The organism is Clostridium sp. UBA3061 (assembly GCF_002367465.1).
In the GTDB taxonomy this organism is placed as follows: domain Bacteria; phylum Bacillota; class Clostridia; order Clostridiales; family Clostridiaceae; genus Clostridium_J; species Clostridium_J sulfidigenes.
Map to the genome: position 1 here is coordinate 21,930 of NZ_DFCF01000025.1, position 18,701 is coordinate 40,630.

Consider the following 18,701-nt stretch of genomic DNA (forward strand, 5'->3'; position numbering starts at 1 on the left):
CATTCCCCCTTACATATATTATATACTTATATTTTTTCACTAGCAACTAATTCTTCTCTTGTATTATCCACTATTTCTTTTATATGTATATTATTACATTCCTCTATTTCTTTTATATAACCTTTATCTATTATAAAAGACTCAACTTCCCAAAGCACTTGCTTATTCAATTCAGTCTCTTTTTCATTAAATATATCCATTACAATTTTTTTACCTTCTTCTACATCTTTTTCTCTAGTTATCATAAACTTTCCATACTCAAACCTATATTTTAGTCTAAAAGCTTCTCTTACATTATCATCTTCTACTAAGTCTATAGCTTTTTCATAATTATACTTACCCTTTTCTTCAGCTTCGTATTCATCTATATCCTTATTAGTATAGTACCAATATCCTAATGTCGCAATTAAATATGGATCTAATCCATTTATATTTAATCCCTCATCCAATATTTTTCTGGACATTCTAAATTCATTAATTTTAATTAACCTATATGCAATTGTATTAAATATATCTTCACAACTAACAACTTTAATTTTATTTAGATTCGAAATTGTAGTATCTAAAAACATATCTATATACTTTAAATAATCATCTGTACTTTTGAAAGATATAATTTGCATAATTACTTCAACCCAAATAATAAAATTATAATCAGTATTATCATTTTGAGTTTCTATTGAGCTTTTTAGCTTTTCAAATGAAATTAGTATTCGCTTATTCTCCAATTCTGATGATTCATCAAATCTTATATCATTTAATCTCCGTCCCCATACAGATATAGTATTAGGATTGTTATTAATTTTATATGCACTTTCAAATAAAAGATTAATTTTATTAAAATAATTTTCCTTGTCCTTTTCATTAACATAATTGATAAGCTTTATATATAATGTTGCTAAATTTACAATCATGTTTTCATTATCATACGCTAACTTCTCTATTGAATCTAGTATAACTAATACCTTATCTATATAAATTTTCTGTTTTTCAGTTTCTTTATTTATAGTAAACCAATCTATAAAACTAATGTAAATTTGACATAACTGCACTTCATAAGCATATTTGTTTCTAAATATTTCATTATTTTTAATACAAATTTTTTCTGCCTTCTCTAAAAAAACCTTTTCTGTTTTATTATATTCGTATAAATATATCAATAAATCGCATCTATTTATTATATTATTTGAATCAAATCTTTTCTCATCAATGCAATCATACATGGAGTCTATTTTCTTTCTCAATTCATAGCACTTGCTGTTATCTGCATTTAAACTTATAACTATATCTGCCTCTTCTAACTTTTCTAATATATTATCATCATCTATACAATAACCATCATTTAAAAACTTTTCTATTTTATCAATAAATTGAGAATCCACTTCCTTAATAGCCTTACTTAATTTTTTGATTAGTTCCTTATTTGAGTTGTCATTTTCAATTTCTTTTATTTTTTCTGTAAACTTATTATGCATATTTATTTGATAATAAAACTTAGCCATTTTTACTTTATCCTCTTCAAATTCTCTTATAGCATCATTTAATATATCTTTTGTTATTATATGCACATCATCTTTAAAATATGACTCATTATCACTATATGGTGTAATTTCATTTAATGTTTCCTCTAAATAAGAAAACGGTTTCTCTATTATTTTAGGTGGAAATTCATCTAATTTTTTCATAAGTGCTATAAAAAAACTATCCGCATCATATCCTCTAATATAAAACGAATACTTATCTTCACCTAATATTTTTTTCATATTTTCATTTGGATCATTTTCATTATATCCTACTAAATACAATCTATTGTCAAAGCTCTTCTCTTCTCTTAATATTTCCCATACAGCATCATTCTGACAACTATATCCAATAATTATCCACATGCTCTTTTCTTTGAAGTTTTTTAATATTGGTCTTAATCTCCTCTTTTGAGCTTTTATTTCGGATTTTGTATTACACAATACAAAACCGGTATGTTGTCCATGTAAATATAATATGGCCTTTTCACTTATTAAATCTGACCTAAATTCTTTGCACATTGCTAAATCATAAATTCCAGGGTACTCTCCTACTAAAGAACATGCTTTAGGAATAATATTATCAAAATTTGTAGTTAATACCCTGTCTATATATCCCTTTTTCACTAAATTTGCAATTCCTATATGAGCCCAATTTATTTTAGCGTTACTTACATAACTATTTATTAACCTACGTCTTTCTACCGGTGTAAGTTTACTCATACAATCTCCATAGTTTTTTATCTCAATGCATTTAATTTCATCCTCATATCTTTCTTCTAAGTCATTTACTATTTCATCAGCGAGTGGTATTCCCGCACTAACTGAGCATCCTGCACCAACCAGCAAATTTACTTTTATATTTTCTTCTCTAGCTCTTTCAATAGCATTAACTAAATGCTCAATATTTCTATCAAAATCCATATTACACCTCTAAAAATATAAAATTTACATTTCAATATTAATTACTACATGATGAGTATTAAATTATCCTCTATTTCATCTTATCATATATTTACAACTTGTCCATATTTTTAACAAAATAGGCATAAAAAATAAGGGCAGCAACCGAAGTCACTACCCTCTAAATCTCCTATAAATACTTATTAGCTGCATTTTTCATTGTTGTAAATCTGTTAGTATCATTCACATTACCACCTATCTGAATTACTTGTTCTGCCTTTAACCCACTAGCTTTAAAATCATTAACTCGCATTAATGGGCAAGATAATTTTTGAGCCACCATTACTGCAGCAAATAGATCTGCATCTCCTAAATAAGTTACTATCTTTTTCATATCATATTCCTCCTTAATAATTGGCTTTTGTGGCTTAGATATATTTAAACTCACTCTATTATCAATTCCATTGGCAATAGCTCTTGCTAATTCATCAGTTTTATTTTTAAATAATTCGGCATCTTGACTACTATCACAGAATAAACTTTCTACTATTATAGATTCCATACTACTGGCATTTAAATCATGATAACCTGTACTGTATTTAACCCCTCTATTTAGAGTGCCTAGTTTCGATATATTAGCACATATTTTATTTCCTATAGTTATTGCAGTTTTACTATTAGTATCATATACCCAACACTCAACACCTTTTGCTTTACCATTAAATGAGTTCATGTGTATGGTAATGTATATATCTACTTTCGTATTATTTGCTTTATTAGTACCTTCACTTAATTCTGAATTTACATTGTTAGCATTGCTATTACAATCTATAACTGTATGGCCTTGTACTTCTAGTAAAGCTTTAATCTTGCCATAAAGAATCCTACAACTATCTACTTCGTCGATTTTTCCTCTAGCACCTCTACAATTAATAGAGTGTCCATATCTTAATCCTATTTTCATAAAACATTCCTCCTTAAATATAAAAGAGTGAGATTGCTCCCACTCTGTAAACTATTCTTTTGATATTTGTTTAATTAATTGATTACCATATACTGCAGCTCCGACTACCAATATACCTTGGATAACACTATCTGCACTAAATCCACCCATAACCCATACACTTAATGCAATACCTATAGGTAGTAAAATTACTGGAATATACTTATCTTTTATTCCCTCAGTGTTCTTTAAAATAGCTCCGATTATTAGAAGTACTGGTATAAGTATTAAAGCATTTTCTGTAATGTAATTAATAAAATCCATAATTATCTCTCCTTCTTATTTAAAAATATTTCTTTGAATTGCATAAAAAAAGAACCCTAACAAACTAGTTGCCATAAGTCCTATTAACCAATTTATACTCTTTGTTTGTGCTTCAAGCTTTTCACAGAGGTTATCCATCTTAACATCTGTAGCAGCTCTTCCTTTTTCAAGTTCATCAATACGCTTACTATGGTCATTTAATCTAACGTCATGCACTTCAATTTGATGTTTAATTAAATCATCATTCATATTACACCTTCCTTAATAATTAGTTATTATTAACTCGTTATATTTGCCCCTAGATGCTTTTTCTCTGCCTACAGAATAATTTACTTGCACCTCCTTTATGTTAAAACCCTTATACCATTCTCTAACCTCTTCATGATCATTTATTGTTAAGATAAAGTTTCCTTTAATACCATTTAATTTATCTCTAAGAAGTAAATGTTCTTTTTCTCCAAATGTATTTCCATATCCGGTTGTTTCAAAGTAAGGAGGATCACAAAAAAATACTGTGTAATCCCTATCATACTTATCTATTATCTTCTCAAAGTTAAGATTTTCTACATAAGTGTTTCTGAGTCTATTTTTTATGTCTTCCAATACACCTTTGTAAAAAATTTGAGGACTAGGTTTAGTATTAGTGCCATAGCCATAATGGTTACCTCTACTTGCAAAACTTTGGCTCAATAGATATAGAAATCTAACAGCTCTATAAGTCTCAGTTAAATACTCAATAGGGATATTTTTATATTCTTGAAAAATATCTCGTCCTGAAAACTCATATTGCAATAACCTTTCAACTTCTGGAGCATGATATTTTATAGTTTTAAATAGGTTGATTAATTCTTTTATAACCTCGACTTTACTTGGCTCCTTTCCAAAATAAACCCATCCTGCTCCAAAGAAAAGCTCAACATAGCAGGTATGTTCTGGTAACATTTCTATTATGGTTTTCCTTAGTTTACTTTTACCTCCCATGCGAGAAATAGGTGGTTTTAACATACGCATCCGTCCTTTCATTTAAGTCTTTTGTATATAAAAAAGAGACTAGATTTCTCTAATCTCTTAACCAACTACTTGATAATATTGTTCTTCATACCCAATACGATATCCTATTACTCTAAAATCAACTTTTCCATTATATCCTCTTACTGTAAAGCTAGTTCTATCCTTAGAAACTATAATTACCCCTGGATTACTAGAGAATACTGCATAAGTAGATATAGTCTTAAGAAATGTGCTGTCTAAGGATACTGTAGTTCCTTCTTCTTGTATATCTATATCAAATAATACATCTTCTAATAATACCTTTGGACTATCTATTGGAGACATTCCAAGTGTAGCACCATCTACAACTATAGTTCCTCCAGCCTTCGTTCCATTTGTGTTAAATACATGTCTAGGTGTTCCGGCAATCATAAAACTAATAGTACCATCCGGAGATATTCTTATTCCTGTATCAACCGACTTTGATATATAAAATCTAAATGTACCAGAACTAGCATCTATTTTACATTGGTCTGCAAAGTAAATAGTTGGTGGTTTACAATCCAAGTAATTAGGATGAAATCTAAACCTAGCAATACCATTTTGGTATATATCTGTAGAACCTATATCAATACGAATATAGCTATTTTCATCCCATTTAAGCCTTACTGCACTTCCTACACCTTGTTCATTGTTATATGTCGCATCAATGGAGCATCCGCCAAACAAGTGTAAAATTGGGTTTGCTGGATCTGCATAAAGATTACCTCTGACCATTAAGTTTCCATTTGCATCACCTTTTAAAACAGAATTACCTGCTCTATTCCTAACATCTATTGCCCCATTGTAAATAGTTACTCCATTGGCATCAATTTCTGTAGAACCACTAATAACTTCATTTTGCCTTGCTGTATAAGAACCATTCTCCCCCTTAGATAGACAAGGTAGTCCAATACTAAACACTCTATATCCAGTAGTACCAGCTTTAGGTTTTACTTCTATATATAATAAGAAGGTATCATAATTAATATCTTTTGTCGTAAAGGTTACAGAATATCGGTTAATATTATAGCCAGTTTTAAGATTGATGACTTGATTAGCTACATAGCTGGCTCCTAACTTATAATCTATATATAGCCTAAATGTTTCTACATTACTTTCTGTTATGCTGCTAAGAGAAAAAGTATACTGTGAATTTCTTTTAGGTAATCTTTCGCCTATCATACCTTTTTGATATAAGAGTCCCCTGTCGCTAGTTAAGCTGAAAGCTCTCCACCCATCTGTGGGCATAAAGAAATTAGCATTACCAGTATATAATCCGATACCACTCATATTCCAGCCTGTAGTTTCTCTATTCGAAAAACTTGAATTGCTTAAAAGATTTATTATATCTATAGAGAAAAAATCTAGTTTCAATTGATTTGCTGTGAGCTCCATACTTGCTTTAGTAGCATAAGTCAACGTAGCATCATTTTTAGATACAAAATCCTTACTTACTTCTAATTTTATACTATCAGCTTTTTGACTTATAGCAGAATTCATAGCTGAAGTAGTAGCATAGTTAGTTTCTATATTAGATACTCTTTGTGTAAATCCATCTGCAGTTTGCTTTGCTTCTGTAGCCGTAGATAATGCACTCTCTGCAGTAACTTTTGTCTTAGATACAGTGTCTACTATGCCATCTAAGTCCCTTCTTACTTCATTAGTCTTTGTTTCTACACTAGTTATTTGACCTGTTAGGGCATCTATATTACTTGTATGGCTACTAATTACACTACTTATAGCGTTTACTGTTGCTACAGTGGAGTTATATGCATCTTTAAGTTGTATGTTCTGTCCATCTTTAACTATTGTAGTGTTACTTATTAATGCACTTATTTTACCTTGTTGAATGTTTAGAGCTGTTGTATTACTTTCTGTAACTTCCTTCATTGTAGACAATGCACTTGCAAGACTTGTAGAGTAAGTTAAATCTATGATTGGATTAATTAGACTACCCTCAGTTAAGAAATATCCATCTTTGAATTGCTTCATATACTGCTCCACACTAATAGGTTCTTTCACTGGTGTTGCAAGTTGATAATATATTGTAACTGGGTTAGCTTGTAGCCACGCTTTTAATTTAACTGCTTTTTGTATTCTGTCATCAGTGTCGGTTATCCCTGTTTTATTCCTTGATAATGAAATTCTTGTAACTGCATATGCGTTAGATGTGGATACGCCTTCTAATAATGCTGGACCTGTATAATAATCTGTAAGGGCTGGTAAGGTATCACATATTGTAGCTAAAACATTAGGGGAGCCTATGGGTACAGAAAAGTATCTTGTATAGAACTCGTCTAGGTTTGTACTAGCGTTGTATCTTTCCCAATTCCATGAGTCTACGTTGACTAAATTCCCTTTACCTACATTCCTAGTAACCTCATTTTCTTTAGCAGTATCTCTCACCCCATTAGGTAAACCCCTTAATGGGTTAGTTAATGTTATAAGTTGTCTGTGCTCCTTATAAGGTTCATAAGGTTTAGACGTATTTCCTTCGGTTAATCTTAAATTAGAGTAAGTAACATTATTAATTTTAGCAGTAGTTGTAGTTGCATAAAGACCTATGATTATCTTAGAGTTATTTCCGGAGTTAAAAGTCCCACCTTTTATACCTAAATCTTTTAAAAATCCTAAAGGTGTATTTATATTTACAAACCCGTTAGTTGTATCTGAAATTTCAAAATCACAATAATAATCTGTATTAGGCTTTACTTTGCACTCTACAGAGCTTCTTAGCCACGCATATGCTTCAAATGAAGATACTGTTACAGTGTCACCTACAACATCTGATCTTGTCTTACCAGAATCTTTTATTTTATTTATATCTAATAAGTTCTCGCCTTTACTTACAATTTCCGAAGCCTCTCCATTTTCTGAGACACTTCTTATACCTTCAAAGTAAGGTATTTCTTTGTTAGTCCAATCTCCTTCCAACATCATGTAGTAACCACCAGTTTGTATATCAACAGAACCTTCTTTACCACCAAAAAACACACTAACTATCTTCTTTATATCAGAAGTGGTAGTATATTTAATTTTAAATATTTTGCCACTATCCGTAGAAGTTAAAGCTTGATAATGAACACCTTTATTAACATCAGAAGTATTTGTATAATTCATGGCTAAGTAAAAATAACTTAATGTAAGGTTTGTATAATTAGCTTTAAAAATTAAAGTATACTCTGTATTTGGTTTAATATTAAACACTTCAGGTGCTTCACTTATTAATGCAACATTAACAGTACTTGTTGTACTATAGGTTTTAATAGCGTCCAGGAATATTACTTTAGGTAAAACATTCTGTAAAGTATTTCCCTTAATACTATTAATCTTCAACATTCCATCTATAGCACCATCTAACTTAGTCACAGAGTTGTCTGTAATTATAGTAGGAGGAGCACTATCCACTTTAGTTGTAAGAGTATTAAATGCTACATCAAGAGTCTGTGCAGTACCATCTAGGAGTACTTTGCTACTATTAATAGTTGTAGCTCCATTATTAATACTTGTTACTACACTAGATATATTAAGCTTATTCCCCTGGATATTTGCATTATCAGATACCATATCATCTCTGATTATCTTTTGTTTTATACCATCTGCTTTTAATCCTGTGGCATCAAACATTAGCTTTCCGGAACTATCCCATACATACATGTTGTAGTCAGAACTAGCATCTTTTCCTATCTGAACCCTAACCCTTGTACCATCCTTAATTTGTATAGTGTTATCAAATATTAGAAGATTTCCACTATCAGATTTTATTCGGAACTTATTTACAGATATGTCTCCAGCATTTATTTTAGATACATCTAGGTTCTCAATCATGGCGTTTTTAATAAAACCATTTACTACAGTTACTTTATCACTAGTTAGGATTAAAGATTGGATATTGTTAGATGTAAGATTACCATTAACAAGAGTTTGTATATCTCCTACGCTACTTTCTAATATCTCTATTCTTCCTACACCAGCATTAAGTTCTGTTATATCTGCTTTATCAGCCTGTAACTTTACTATATTAGCATTAGCTGCATCTAGTTGTGTTATTGTAGCACTTGTAGCCTCAAGATCACCAACTCTAATTTCAACTGCATTAAGGTTCTGTATGTCCGCCTTATTAATTGTAATTTTTTCTACTGTACCCTTTATAGCTCCTTCAGATATAGTTCCGTTACTGCTAGTAATATTGTTTACAGTTTTAGAAGTATCTTCATATTCCTTTTGCATATCCTCAAATGTCAATATAGTGTTTGCTATCTCACATGTATTTTTATCAGGTTCATCCGGATATTCTACCATTTTAACTATTCTTTGCTTTTCTTTAATACCTTCTTCTTTAGATATAAGAGTAATTATGTCTCCAAGACCATATGATAAAATGCTATACTTATCATTAATGCTTGCGAGATCTACTATATCAGCTCCATAACTTTTATAAGGTTTACTTAACTCTTCTAACTTTGCAATCGCATCTTCTCTAAGTGAATTTTCATCTGTATATCTTTCATCCTTCCATATAAAAGTTTTCTTCTTACTGGAATATTGAAAGTTTTCTATTGTAGTCTTAAGGTCATCTTTTCCTATAGCTATAATCCTTGTAAAAAAGTCATAGGAGTTAGATTGTACATCTAGTTTTCTAAGATTAAGAGAGTCCATAAAATAGACTCCCTTGTCACTACCAAGTTTTTCAGCAACTTTTACAACTTTGTTTATAGTATCAAATTCTATTTCTACAAGATACGTTTTTTTAGATTGTTGGATAATATCCCAGGTACTACAGTTAGTTTTTCTTATAGTCCTTCTCTTAGTTACTCCATTAACTTGTACCGTCCATCCAGTTCCAGCTACTGCAAGAGTTAAACATTCACTAATAGTTTTCTCTGTAGTATCAAAGTGCTCCCATGCCTGACCTTCTAAATTCTCTACATTAAGAGTTGCCTTTATAGAGTTCCATTCCCCATTTGTAGATATTTCTTTTACTACAAACTCATCCTTTTTAGTTCTTATATAACATTCTTCTTTAATGTCCTTAGATAGCCTGGAAGGATATAAAAAAGAAAGTGTCTTATCTCCACTGGACAATACACTTTCTATATTCATGTCTTTATATAGCGTTAAGCCTTTTATTTTTATCTTGTTTAAGTCATATAATTGTAACAATATTTAAGCACCTCCCATCTAATAGAGGTACTTTTATTCCTCTATCATATAATCTATTAGCATTAGCTCTGCTGGACTCATATCACACTTAGAGTTTATAAGCTCATCTATATGAAACTTATGAATATCTACTTCATTCTCTATTGCTAATAGTTCCTTAATATCTCTATTCCAATCTTCAACATGTTCTGGTGCAATTTTAATGCTATTATCTTCTATTAATGGTTTACCCTCTTCATCTTTCACAGAATACTTTTCTATAAGCTTTTGTCTTTCTTTATTGTAGACTTTAATTTCAGCTTCAATCTTTGCTATATTCTTAGCTATAGCATAAGAAACTTTTATAGGTAAATTCTTCTGTGATATTGCACCTAGTACATTTGCATCATTTACTATTCTTTCATTACTAAGCTTCATTTACAGTACCTCCTACCAATTCATCTTCTATTGCATAGAGTTTCTTGTCAAATGCATCCATATCAGCTCTTACTTCAACTTTATTAGCATTATACAATTCTTGGTTTTGTATGCTCCTTGTTACACTCCCAACATTTCCTCCATCTGTGGAAATTGTAGCATTCATGTATACTACTTGTTTATTTTCTATAATGCTATATCCTGTTAATGTAATACTTTTATTTGTTTTTAACATAAAAAATCATCCTTTCATTTTTAAGTATTAAAAAAAGCCTACATATGTAAGCTCTTTTGTTAGAATATAAATTTAACACTTGCTATTTCAGACGCTTTAACTTTTAATTCTCCATCCCTTACCTCTATTCCACTTTCATTTATAATTATTTCTTTCATTTAAATCATCCTTTCTTAAATAAATCTTGGTTTATATTTAATATTTATATCTACATTGTTTCTACTAACTGTAATAGTATTTGCTCCTGGTTTAAGTCTTGGGAACTCCCACATATCAGTGTCATTAAACTTATTAATTCCATCCACTGTTACGGTACCTTCTTCACCATCTATAATTACTTTTTTACCACCTGTTAAGATTCTAATAGTCATAGGTTCATCACTTAATCCATTGATTACTATATCTGCTATAGTTACGGAAGGTGTTATTTCTACTATAGCTGGAGTTTCTTCGTTGCCTGGTACATTTATTGTTTTAGTGGTTATTCGGTTCATGGTTTCGGTAATCTGATCCATATAAGATTCTGTATATGTTAATACAATATAAATACCCATTGAATATTTTTGTTCTAAAATATCAAAGAGTACTTCGCTTCCTGCAAACTTATCTAAAAGACACTTATATACCATATTCTCACCTATAAATCTTATATAACTATCACTTATTTCTTTAACTAGGTTACTACATAATATATTTGTTTCTTCTTCCGTTGTACCTTTCACTATAACATCTACTTCTATCATGCCACTTAAGAACTGCGCAGTTAACAGTATCGGTTTATAAGAAGGTGTATCATGTGATATTTCTTTATAAAAAGATGAAGGAGTTACCTTCTTTCCAAGTAACTCCCCACCAAATTCATATATAGTTTTATCATTTATTCTAATTATCTTTTCCTCCCCTTCATACTCGCTATTGCGAACTTATTACTTACTATTGGTGTTATAGCAGCACCGACTTCCTTACCATCAAGTTCTATAGAATTTCTCATTTCTATTGTCGATTCTGTACTTAATAGATCATTTAGTTTTTCACTTATTCTATTCATTTTATCTATGGCTATATTTATATAACTATTTTTATTTTCAGGAGCATCATTCATAGAGTTTGCAATTCTTTGACTTTCCACAGTATTGTATATTCTTTCTCCACCTTCTAATCTAACAAGCTCCGGTCCATGTTCTCCTACCCACTTATAACCACTTAAAGCATTTGTAGTACCTGTTGCATAATCAATACCACTACTTGCACTAGCATTCCATCTCTGTTCTTTAACAGTAAGATAAACAGTCTTTCCCTGTACATTATTAATAGTGTTCTGAATATCATTGATATTTTTAATAGCACCATTTTTATCTACAATAATTTTTACAGGAGTTCCGTTTAAATCTATAATTCCTGTCTTAGTTCCATCAATCTCTTCAGTTACATCTTGAAATTTACCTATAACAGAACTACAATAACTCATAGTATTACTTTTCCAATCATAAGTTATTTTAGATTGGTCTGCTAAAGCTTCCCTTATTGCATTACGAGTGAAATATGCTTGTGAACTTTCTTCTTGTAGCTTTTTTATATATTCATCTGAATAACCGGTAATTTCAGTTACTCGAGTTCCATATTCATCACTTACAACTTTTCCCATTGCAATGATTTCTCCTGTTGTTGCATCAGTCTTGACCTGAATATGATCCAATGTTTTTGTAGTATTATTATACACGCTATAAAGCCCATCTTCTGTTATTTTATTTAATTCATCATACTTTGCTAATTCTGCATTAAGTTGATCTCTGCACCTCTTATCTCCTTCTGCTAGTATTTCACCATTGTAACGATTTATTTGTTCTAATATTTCTGGATTCTTTTCACCTATAATTCTTAAAAATTCATCATACAAGCCCTGTTCTATTGCAATTTTTTTATCTCTTTCAGTTTCCATATTAGTAATAGTCTCTAAAGCTGCATTTCTTTCAGTCTCACTCATATCGTTTAAATCAGCTTTTAATAGATCAATTTTAGCATCATAGTGAGCTCTTATCTGAATTACTTCTTCATCTCTAAGTTTGCCTTTCTCTTTCATTAAGTCTGAAGCACCTTGTAAATCTATAGAATTCACTCTAGCTATAAATTCATTTTTAGCATAAGCAATTTCTTCCTGATTAGAGCCTAAAGCTTCTAACTCTAATTGGCTTATTCTATCTAGCTTAGTTTGTATATCTACTATTTCAGCTTCATTTAATTCTCTCTTTTCTTCTAATGCTTTAGCTTTAATGTTATAAATTTCATTTTCTAGACTTGTCACTTCTTTTACGCTAACTTCTGCTGTTCTTTCGAAATATGCTAGTACAATTTTTTCTGATCTATCTAGTACTTTATCACTCGCAAAAACTTCTTTTAATGCATTTGTACTTTCTTCTTGTTTAGATTTTATTGTTTCTATTGCTCTATCGCACATAGAACCTACCTTATTATTAAATTCAGCACTTTCATCTTCTGTTATTGCTTTATCTATATTTATTTCACCTAAAAATAAAGAAAAATCATTCAATTCTTTAGCTGATTTTTTTACTTGCTCTTGAAATTCCGGACTAATATTATCATTAAAGTCTTTATATATTAGTCCCATTTCTATTAACTCATCTTTACTTTTGGCTTGGGTACCATTCAATTTACTTAAAGTTCTTTCTAGTCCACTCATTTCATCAGTAGTGTATAAAATTGACTTGTTAAGTAAATCTGAATTTTTCTTAGAAATATACATTCCAGCTCCCAAAGCTACTATTCCAGCTCCTACTGCTATTGTTACTGGATTTAACCCTATGAAGGATGCGGCTAGTTGTCCAATACCACCTTTTGCAGTCAATGATGCAATAAGATTTGCTTTTCCTGTAGCTGTGCTCATTTTAATTATGCCACTGGTTAATTTACCTACAGTAAAAACACCTTTTCCTATCCCACTAGTTAATTTTCCTAAAATCATAAGTGTCGGACCTGCTGCTGCAACAAATAATCCTTGTCTTACTATATTATCTTTTGTAGCATCATCAAGGCTATTAAACCAATCAACTACATCTTGTACCTTATCTGCAAGATTATCAATCATAGGTATTAACCTTTCACCTACGCTTATTGCAGCTCCTTCTAATGCACTTTTTATTTTAGTTATAGAGCCTTTTAAATTATCTTGCATTGTAGCTGCCATAGATTTAGTAGTTCCTTCAGCATTATTTATAGATTGAGCTAATTTATTATAGTCTCCCTCACTAGCATTTACTATAGCTAGCATACCAGACATAGCTTCTGTTCCAAATAAAGTGGATGCTGCAGCTGCTTTTTCAGCTTCATCTAACCCTCCTAAATTTTCTCTCAACATTAACATTACTTCATTCAAAGATTTAGTACTTCCATCTGCTCTGGTTAGAGATATATTATACTTTTCCATAGCTGAAAATACTGGGTCACTTGGTTTTAATAGTGATGCTAAAGCCGCTCTTAATGCAGTACCCGCTTGACTAGCTTTAACTCCACTATTGGCCATTATACCCATAGCTATAGCTGTATCTTCAATTGAATATTTCATAGCTCCTGCTACTGGTCCAAAATACTTGAATGATTCTCCTAACATGCTTACACCTGTATTAGATGCATTACTTGCCATAGCTAATACATCTGCAAAATGTGCACTATCTTTAGCTTGAAGTCCAAATGCAGTTAAAGCATCTGTAACTATATCACTTACTAATCCTAAATCTTCTCCACTAGCAGCAGCTAAATCCATTATTCCTTCTAAGCCATCTAACATATCAGTAGTTTTCCATCCTGCCATGGCCATATAACTTAAAGCTTCACTTGCTTCATTTGCACTAAATTTAGTCTTAGCTCCCATCTCTTTAGCTTTAGAACTTAGTAATTCCATATCACTAGCAGTAGCACCACTTATTGCTTGTACTTTGGACATCCCTTCTTGAAAGTTAGCAGCAGTCATAGTAGCAGCGGCTCCAACTCCTAATAATGGTACGGTAACTGTTTTAGTAACTGTACTACCCACAGTAGTCATTGTACTTCCTAAAGCTCGTATTCTCTCATTACCACTTTTAGTTCTATTAAGAAAAGTATCTAAATCCCTTCCAGCACTCATTAATCCGGCTGTAAAAGGGCTTCTATCAAGGGTTAAATATCCGACTGCACTACCTATATTTACACTCATTAATTATTTACCCCCTTGTTTATGTTTTTCTAAATTGGCTTTCATCTCTTTTATTAAATCCGTATTATTTGTTTTCTTTTCTTTTACTTCATCTATCCATTTAGGTTTTGGCTCCCAATATTCTTCACCTTTGCCTTTGGTGTCGTATCTAACTTTCTTATGTGACATAATATACTCACATGCTTCATCAAAACAAAAAGCGAGGTAAGTATCATCTTTGATTCCTATTACCTCGCTAGGTCTTTGATTATATTTTTTACTTACTCTTATTACTCTTAGTACGTTCTTGCTCATCACGAAAGGATCTAAGTGCTTTTACCCCCAATTGAGTAAAATTAAATATCTCTATCAATTGTTCATCTGTTAGCTCAAGTCCTATTTCTTCTAATTGCGCTAGTGTAGGCTCAGCTAGTGCGGATTTAGCAACTAATCTATAAAGCTCATTAGCTTCTTTCATAGAAACTACATCTTTGCTTGTTTTTGCTCCATTAAAAACTATATAAGCTGCATTTAATAATTCATTTGGGATTGTTCCATTGCTAACCATATTTAAAAAGCTAGGTCTTTTCAACCTAGCTACAAATGGCTCTTCATCAAACCCTGTTAATTTAACTATTTGACCTTTAGAAATTTCTTTTAATTTATCTAAACTTGTTAATTCCATTTAAATCATCCTCTCTTTTACGGTGTAGTTGTAGTGTTTGGTAATGCTTCAACAAAATCTATGTCGTACGGTGCTTTCCCTTTACCTGGTCTTGAAACTATAGTATATTCAGGTGTCATATATTCTCCATCCTTAAATGAGAACTTAGCTGGTGTACCCTTGCAGCTTGGATAAGAGAATTTAGCATAAGTAATTACTTCTCCCTCTGTACCTTTTTCAGCAGTATATAAATTCAAAGTAAATGGTATTCTTTTTACAACTTCACCATTCTTAGGCGCTGAATATCCTGTTACACTTCCGGTAGTACCTTTTATTGTCCCTCCATCTACTATTGCTAGTACTTCTGGTTGGAAACATGTATCTTTAAGTGTTATAGATGAACCATATTGGATATCCTCAGTTTTGTTAACTGCTACTATCCTATTTTTAATTCTTTTTATATCCTCATTTCCTTCAGATATATCCGGTGAATAAACTGCTTCATCTGCAGTATCAAAATAATATGTTTTAGGCACTTCTTCACCGGTTATTATTTCTACTAGCTCTATATTACAAATTACCTTATCTTCTAATTGTGTTCCTGCCATAATAATTATCCCTCCAATTTCATTTGAATCTTATAAGTTATAGAAAATGTTAATGCTTTCTTTTCATCATCCGTAACTATTGATGTTTCATTACCTGTATATCTTAATTTTCCAAACTCCTTAACATAACTCATAATAGTTTTTCTATATGCTTCAATAGAAGTGAATCTATTTTGAGGTATAAAAAAAATAAGGTCTAGATATTTATCCCCAGCCTTACCGTTCAAACTTGATATACCACCATCTTTAATTACTACATAGTTTTTTTCACATATACCACTATGCTGACCTATGAAATACACATTAACACTTTTACTATATAGAAAATCATATAATTTGATTAACATTTAATCACTTCCATATTAGTTTTGCCCATCCCTTGAGAATTTCAGTAGAATATCTTTGGATTGTTGGCCATAATATTGCATTTTTTTTCTCATGACATAGCTCCAAATATTTAAAATGTGGCGTATTACCTCTAAGTTGTATTTGTGTAGTGTTTGCGCCTGTGACTATATTTTTATCTATTGTCTGCCTAGAGTTACCTGTTCTATCTGTCCATGGTGCATTTGGTTTTGCATATCCGACCATTTTCTCTCCAGCAGTTTCTGCATAAATCTTAGATACTGCCTTAGCTTTAGCATCAAATTCTAATAAACCTTTTGTTATACCACTAATATCAAACTTCAAACCACTCATGCTCTTTTACCACCATTTCAAAGTAAATTTCAAATTCTTCTCCAAGTGAAATTATCTCCCAACATTTATTTCCCCAAAATAAGAAATCCCCTTCCTGAACTAATATAGATTTATCATTGTAATCTACTAAGAACTTCTTATTTATAGGTGTATTAACTTCTCCTTTATCACTTAAATTGATTTGAATATTTCTATCAGAATCCTTATAAAGCATACCTACTAATTCAGTTACTTTAATATATCCTTCAGGCTCTTTGTAAGCATTTAATTTTTCTCTGTAAATAACTACGTCATAAGGCATTTGCTTAATAGCTTCAGCTACTTTGGTTCTTAAATATTGCTTATTTATGCTCATTGACCATCACACCTTGCCATCGTAGTTTTATATCCGCTCGATACAATAGAACTATTATTATTTTTTGAAGTTTCATTATAATGATTAGATAAATTAATCCAATACTCTGCACCTGGTCCTTCTATTGTTATTGGCCCTACTTTTATACTCTTATCACCATTCGCTTTCATTAATGCTAATTTTGAAGCGGTTAGATAAACATCATTATCATTAGACTCTAAAAGTACCTGTAATTCTGTATCATCAAAATAAGGGTACTTTTTTTCTTGCAATAATATTTTTAATAATTCTAAATTATCCACTTTACCACCTATTCTTCTTTAGGATTTTCTTCACCAGGTTCTTCATCTAATTCTTCATTTGGCTTTTCATCTGGTTCATTTTCTAATAGTTCAACTATTCCTTTATCCTTCAATTTTACATAATCAGTTTCCTTCATTTTTATCACTGAGTTAACTTTGTATATTTTTTTATTATATTGTACATTTATCAATGATTTTACATTAATATATTTACTAGCCATAATTTATAATTACCTGCCTTTCAAAAATAAAATAAAAGAAGAAGAGATTTCTCTCTCCCTCTATACTGTATAAACTTTAGCAAAGAATACTTCGTCAGCTCTTTCAAAGCTAGGAAGTACCATTTGAGAAACTTTAGTATCTACAGATACTGGATCTTCCTTTACCATAACAGTTATTGCAATGGCATTGTTAACAAGTGAAGTATCTAATTTACCTCCACCATAGAGCTTATCCCACTCCTCAGGTGTTGCACCATACACAGTATTACCTAATGTAGTACCACTCATAAGAGTTATCTTACCATTCTCATAGTAAGGTTGTTCTGAAGCACCTTCTGCTGGTATATAAGTACTTTCTTCTAAGAATACTACAGATATTCCTAGTCTTTCTTTAGCAAAATTAATGAAATCAGCTTGCGATAAAATCATATTCTTAGTGCTTTCTCCACCTTTTAAGTGATTAATTATTGCAGTATTCACTAAGAATGTAGCATCAAATGTAGATTCAGTTAATAAAAGTATGGTAGGTTTTGTGTAATGATCATCTGTAATTGCCTTTTGATATTTCTTTATATCCCCAATTATATCTGCAGCTGGTACATTCCACATATCTGAACTTAGAACTGTAACTTTGTGATTAGCTGGGACTCCATAATCTACTACGATATCACCATCATCAGTAGTTATGTTTATCTCACCATTTTGAATTAGAGATGCTCTCATTCTCTTTGCTTGTATATTAGCACCCTCAACTAAGTTTTCATAGTTCTCAAAAACTTGTTTAGTAAGAGCTTCAACTAAGTTTTGGTTGTTAGAATTAGCAGCATTAACTAAATCTCTTCTAGTAGTTTCATTAATTCCTATAGCTTCTTTGAAAAATGGTAATTCTCTTTTTTCTACACTTAAAGTAGCATTTAATGCTCTAACTTTAGCAGCTACATCTAATTGTGACATTCTTAATGCTACCGCTTTCTTTTTAGCTCCTTTAGCTAACTCAATTTCTGTTCCCATCTGTTTTTTAACAGGGAATAAAGCTTTATCTATGCTTTCTTCCTGTGGTAATTCCTTCATGTATAATGCTATATTAGCACTGTTTATAAAATCTTTTAATTCCATGTGTTATTCCTCC

The 18,701-nt window shown here is 31.0% G+C and carries 19 protein-coding genes; all 19 read right to left on the bottom strand.

The window, feature by feature from the left end:
- Positions 1-26: 26 nt before the first annotated feature.
- Positions 27-2,444, bottom strand: a complete 2,418-nt coding sequence (locus B2P65_RS16620; RefSeq protein ID WP_346880544.1) for a hypothetical protein — start codon at positions 2,442-2,444, stop codon at positions 27-29.
- Between the two features lie 169 nt (positions 2,445-2,613).
- A complete protein-coding gene (locus B2P65_RS16625; RefSeq protein WP_346880545.1) occupies positions 2,614-3,387 on the bottom strand; it encodes an N-acetylmuramoyl-L-alanine amidase in 774 nt (257 codons plus the stop codon).
- 51 nt (positions 3,388-3,438) lie between these two features.
- Positions 3,439-3,690 (bottom strand): phage holin family protein, encoded by a 252-nt coding sequence (locus B2P65_RS16630; protein ID WP_346880546.1) that lies wholly within the window; start codon positions 3,688-3,690, stop codon positions 3,439-3,441.
- Between the two features lie 15 nt (positions 3,691-3,705).
- The gene (locus B2P65_RS16635) at positions 3,706-3,939 is read right to left on the bottom strand and encodes a hemolysin XhlA family protein (RefSeq protein WP_346880547.1); all 234 of its coding nucleotides are present in this window, start codon (positions 3,937-3,939) and stop codon (positions 3,706-3,708) included.
- Between the two features lie 12 nt (positions 3,940-3,951).
- A complete protein-coding gene (locus B2P65_RS16640; RefSeq protein ID WP_346880548.1) occupies positions 3,952-4,695 on the bottom strand; it encodes a DNA adenine methylase in 744 nt (247 codons plus the stop codon).
- A 63-nt stretch (positions 4,696-4,758) separates the two neighbouring features.
- Entirely contained in the window at positions 4,759-9,885 is a 5,127-nt protein-coding gene (locus B2P65_RS16645) for a phage tail protein (RefSeq protein WP_346880549.1), read from the bottom strand.
- Between the two features lie 33 nt (positions 9,886-9,918).
- Positions 9,919-10,302 carry a hypothetical protein gene (locus tag B2P65_RS16650; RefSeq protein ID WP_346880550.1) on the bottom strand — a complete coding sequence of 128 codons (384 nt, stop codon included), beginning with the start codon at positions 10,300-10,302 and terminating at the stop codon, positions 9,919-9,921.
- Positions 10,292-10,537 carry a hypothetical protein gene (locus tag B2P65_RS16655; protein WP_346880551.1) on the bottom strand — a complete coding sequence of 82 codons (246 nt, stop codon included), beginning with the start codon at positions 10,535-10,537 and terminating at the stop codon, positions 10,292-10,294. Before B2P65_RS16655 ends, B2P65_RS16650 begins: the two co-directional genes overlap by 11 nt.
- A gap of 173 nt (positions 10,538-10,710) precedes the next feature.
- The gene (locus B2P65_RS16660; protein ID WP_346880552.1) at positions 10,711-11,280 is read right to left on the bottom strand and encodes a phage distal tail protein; all 570 of its coding nucleotides are present in this window, start codon (positions 11,278-11,280) and stop codon (positions 10,711-10,713) included.
- A gap of 143 nt (positions 11,281-11,423) precedes the next feature.
- Positions 11,424-14,744: a phage tail tape measure protein gene (locus B2P65_RS16665; RefSeq protein ID WP_346880553.1), complete on the bottom strand. Its 3,321-nt coding sequence runs from the start codon at positions 14,742-14,744 to the stop codon at positions 11,424-11,426.
- Between the two features lie 3 nt (positions 14,745-14,747).
- Positions 14,748-14,912 (bottom strand): hypothetical protein, encoded by a 165-nt coding sequence (locus B2P65_RS16670; RefSeq protein WP_346880554.1) that lies wholly within the window; start codon positions 14,910-14,912, stop codon positions 14,748-14,750.
- Between the two features lie 88 nt (positions 14,913-15,000).
- Positions 15,001-15,408, bottom strand: coding sequence for an esterase (locus tag B2P65_RS16675; RefSeq protein ID WP_346880555.1), 408 nt, complete (start codon positions 15,406-15,408; stop codon positions 15,001-15,003).
- Between the two features lie 17 nt (positions 15,409-15,425).
- Complete coding sequence (locus B2P65_RS16680; RefSeq protein WP_346880556.1) at positions 15,426-15,995, bottom strand: hypothetical protein; 570 nt, start codon at positions 15,993-15,995, stop codon at positions 15,426-15,428.
- 5 nt (positions 15,996-16,000) lie between these two features.
- Entirely contained in the window at positions 16,001-16,342 is a 342-nt protein-coding gene (locus B2P65_RS16685) for a hypothetical protein (RefSeq protein WP_346880557.1), read from the bottom strand.
- A gap of 4 nt (positions 16,343-16,346) precedes the next feature.
- A complete protein-coding gene (locus B2P65_RS16690; protein ID WP_346880558.1) occupies positions 16,347-16,694 on the bottom strand; it encodes a hypothetical protein in 348 nt (115 codons plus the stop codon).
- The gene (locus tag B2P65_RS16695) at positions 16,675-17,049 is read right to left on the bottom strand and encodes a hypothetical protein (RefSeq protein WP_346880559.1); all 375 of its coding nucleotides are present in this window, start codon (positions 17,047-17,049) and stop codon (positions 16,675-16,677) included. Before B2P65_RS16695 ends, B2P65_RS16690 begins: the two co-directional genes overlap by 20 nt.
- Positions 17,046-17,351: a hypothetical protein gene (locus B2P65_RS16700; protein WP_346880560.1), complete on the bottom strand. Its 306-nt coding sequence runs from the start codon at positions 17,349-17,351 to the stop codon at positions 17,046-17,048. Before B2P65_RS16700 ends, B2P65_RS16695 begins: the two co-directional genes overlap by 4 nt.
- Before the next feature lie 8 nt (positions 17,352-17,359).
- Positions 17,360-17,572, bottom strand: a complete 213-nt coding sequence (locus B2P65_RS16705; protein WP_346880561.1) for a hypothetical protein — start codon at positions 17,570-17,572, stop codon at positions 17,360-17,362.
- A gap of 60 nt (positions 17,573-17,632) precedes the next feature.
- Positions 17,633-18,688 (bottom strand): major capsid protein, encoded by a 1,056-nt coding sequence (locus B2P65_RS16710; RefSeq protein WP_346880562.1) that lies wholly within the window; start codon positions 18,686-18,688, stop codon positions 17,633-17,635.
- Positions 18,689-18,701 lie beyond the last annotated feature (13 nt).